Genomic DNA, 3374 nt, shown 5'->3' on the forward strand with positions numbered 1-3374 from the left:
AAAAGTGTCAACACACCCTAGTTAATCCTTCTTTATTACAAGGTAAAAATAGGGATCTGAATATTTTGGTATATGTAAATGAGAAAGGGGAAGTAGTCGCATCAAAAATTAAGAAAAGTAGTGGTATTGTTGAGTTAGATGCTTTGGTGGTGGCTGAAATCAAGAAATCTAGTCTTTATCCGTATCAGTTTAATGGTAAATATTATCCTGTTAGAGTCGAGCAACCCTTCGAATTTTATATTAATGATAATCAGGTGGATGATCCAGCTTTAACAGAAAGTGATAGAAGTAAATCAATAGAAGAGAAAGTTCATAAAGAAATAATGAGTTTATGGGAAGTCCCTACTGGTAGTGCAAATTTAAGTAATATAGTGAAATTTAATATATCAAGAAATAATGCAATTGATTCTATACAGGTTCTTCAGAGTAGTGGGAATAGAATTTTTGATCTATCTACGAGACAAGCAGTTCGTCATTCAACAATTGTAAGTAGTTTAACGAATGCTGAGAAGAATGATTTCTTTGGTGGGTTAGAGTCAAGGGTGGTAACAATAGTATTTCGATCAAACTAAATATTAATTTGTACGTATAAAAAAAACCCCAATCAATGATCAGGGCTTTTTAGAATCTTGGCTCTCCCACCTGGGCTCGAACCAGGGACCTGCGGATTAACAGTCCGTCGCTCTACCGACTGAGCTATGGGAGAATACTAGATTGGCTCTCCAACCTGGGCTCGAACCAGGGACCTGCGGATTAACAGTCCGTCGCTCTACCGACTGAGCTATTGGAGAATCTGATGCGCATTTTAGGCATGAAAACCTATGTCGTCAACAAGAATAGTAAAGAAAATGAATTGTTTGCTTGATAAATATTCTTTTGAAGCTGTATGCATAAAAAAACTGCCCGAAGTGGGCAGTTTTTATTCAAGAAATAATAATTATTTCTCAACACCTGCTGGTTGACCTGCAAGTTTTGCATTTGCATAGTCCCAGTTCACTAAGCTTTCTAAGAAAGTAGCAATGTATTTTGGACGTAAGTTACGGAAGTCGATGTAGTAAGCATGTTCCCAAACGTCGATTGTTAATACTGCAACTTGACCATGAGCAAGTGGAGTATCTGCGTTTGCAGTTTTAGTAATTGATAATTTACCATTTACTTCGTCAGCAACTAACCAAGCCCAACCTGAACCAAATTGAGTTGTTGCAGCAGCAGTAAATTCTTCAGCAAATTTTTCGTAGCTACCAAAAGCTTCATCGATTTTAGCTGCAATCGCGCCAGTAGGCTTTCCACCACCATTTGGTTTCATGCTGTTCCAATAGAATGTGTGGTTCCATACTTGAGCAGCATTGTTAAAGATACCTGCTTTAGATGCATCACCAGCAGAAGCTTTGATGATTTCTTCTAAAGATTTACCTTCAAGGTCAGTACCTTTGATTAGGTTGTTTAAGTTAACAACGTAAGTATTGTGATGTTTGTCGTGATGGTATTCTAAAGTTTCGCGAGTAATGTGCGGAGCTAAATCATCATAGCCATATGGAAGTGCAGGTAAAGTAATGGTTGTCATGTTTCAATCCTTGCATTTGCTGGGTTTTACATTAAGTGGCTCTATTGTAAATGATTCTAAAGACAATAGGACAGTCTTTTAAAGAACTATACACAATAAAGACTTAATTTAAATATATAACCCGAATGGAAAAAAGATTTAACAAAATCGGATTCTTCAATTCTATTAAATCGGATTATTGAGTTCAAAATAGACGGCTTCAATCATGAATTGATTAGCAAGAGCATCGGCTAAACGCTGTACGCCGTAACGTTCAGTTGCATGGTGACCACATGCAAAATAGTGTACACCAAGTTCTTTTGCTTCATAAAAAGTACGTTCACTCACTTCACCTGAAATATAAGCATCACAGTTTTCTGAAGCAGCTTTGGCTATAAAGTCTTGCGCACCGCCAGTGCAAAAACCAACTTTTTGAATTAATGTCTTGTTACAAGGTAAATGAATGATGCCAAAATCAAAGATGTTTTGTAACTTTGCTTTAAACTGTTCTGGGCTGAGCGGTTGATCTAGATAAGCAATATTACCGATTGGGTGCTTTTCTGATGGGTCTAACGCTTCTAGGTTTTGTAAGCCAATTAAATCAGCAATTGCTACATTATTGCCTAAACTTGGATGTGCATCTAAAGGAAGGTGGTAGGCAATCAAAGAAATGTTATTTTGAATGAGTTTCTTAATACGGTTTCCACGCATACCTGTGATTGGGTAAGCTTCACCTTTCCAAAAATAACCATGATGAACGAGCAGCGCATCTGCTTTTTCGGCAATCGCCGCATCAATTGCATCTTCAGATGCGGTGACTGCACAAACAATCTTGTTTACTTCAGCTTTACCTTCGATTTGTAAGCCATTTGGTGCGTAATCTTTAAATTCGTTTGCTTTTAAAGTTTGATTACACCATTGCACAATGTCATGCAAATTTGCCATGCGATTCCTCAAATGTTCAACATTTTATGGGAGTAAATAAAACACATTTTTAAATGTAACTAAAGCTAGACAAAACTTTTTTAACTTTTGCATTGATTTTAAGCTATTTACTTTACAATGATGGAAATTTCCAGTTCTTCAATATATTACTGATTTATAACTTACATTTGCCAAGAGGATAATAGACGTGCGCCGTGCATTTACATGGTTACCTTGGGTATTACTCATTCTGGTTGTATTTAGTTTTCTAGCTTGGCAGAAATCACATCAACCAAAACCAACTGTGGCTTCTGATGGTGTAAAAATGCCTGCTGAAAAGGTAGAACCATTGGTTGATACAACTCGAACTGGTGGGGTAGTCTCATATAACGCTGCTGTTAAAGTTGCTGCTCCAGCTGTCGTGAATATATTTACCACTCAAAAAGTGAAACAGATGAATCATCCATTATTGAATGATCCTGTATTTCGCGAGTTCTTTGGCAATCAAATGCCTCAACAGCAGCAAAATGAAAATAGTTTAGGTTCGGGTGTTATTGTTCGTGCCGATGGTTATATTTTAACGAATAATCATGTGATTGCTCAGGCTGAACACATTGTGGTGGCATTGCAAGATGGTCGTCGTGCTGAAGCTAAAGTGATTGGCACTGATCCCGATACAGACTTGGCTGTGATCAAAATTGAATTAGATAACCTACCTGTTCTGCCATTTAAGTTGAGTGGTAATGAAGTGGGTGATGTCGTTCTTGCAATTGGTAATCCATTTGGCGTAGGACAAACTGTAACTCAAGGGATTATTTCAGCAACTGGTCGTTCGGATTTGGGTATTAATACCTATGAAGACTTTATTCAAACCGATGCAGCCATTAATCCAGGAAACTCTGGTGGT

The 3374-nt window shown here is 37.5% G+C and carries 4 protein-coding genes and 2 tRNA genes; 2 read left to right on the forward strand and 4 right to left on the reverse strand.

All coding sequences use genetic code 11. From position 1 onward, the window contains the following. A partial coding sequence (locus tag B4237_RS12320) for a TonB C-terminal domain-containing protein (protein ID WP_286943337.1) occupies nt 1-572 on the forward strand: 572 nt, incomplete at its 5' end. A gap of 58 nt (nt 573-630) precedes the next feature. On the opposite strand, the gene B4237_RS12325 is transcribed toward B4237_RS12320, so the two are convergent. The 4 genes from B4237_RS12325 to B4237_RS12340 form a co-directional block, all read right to left on the reverse strand. Further along, a tRNA-Asn gene (locus B4237_RS12325) sits at nt 631-706 on the reverse strand. A gap of 9 nt (nt 707-715) precedes the next feature. Further along, nucleotides 716-791, reverse strand: a tRNA-Asn gene (locus tag B4237_RS12330). A 146-nt stretch (nt 792-937) separates the two neighbouring features. Then, on the reverse strand, nt 938-1564 hold the full coding sequence (locus B4237_RS12335) for a superoxide dismutase (RefSeq protein ID WP_004878536.1): 627 nt from the start codon (nt 1562-1564) through the stop codon (nt 938-940). Between the two features lie 165 nt (nt 1565-1729). After that, nucleotides 1730-2488, reverse strand: coding sequence for a Nif3-like dinuclear metal center hexameric protein (locus B4237_RS12340; RefSeq protein ID WP_061393439.1), 759 nt, complete (start codon nt 2486-2488; stop codon nt 1730-1732). Between the two features lie 187 nt (nt 2489-2675). On the opposite strand from B4237_RS12340, the gene B4237_RS12345 reads away from it, so the two are divergent. Next, nucleotides 2676-3374, forward strand: a 699-nt coding sequence (locus B4237_RS12345; protein WP_286943341.1) for a trypsin-like peptidase domain-containing protein, incomplete at its 3' end; no start/stop codon positions are given.

This window comes from Acinetobacter sp. UBA6526 (assembly GCF_002434875.1).
GTDB classification, from domain to species: domain Bacteria; phylum Pseudomonadota; class Gammaproteobacteria; order Pseudomonadales; family Moraxellaceae; genus Acinetobacter; species Acinetobacter venetianus.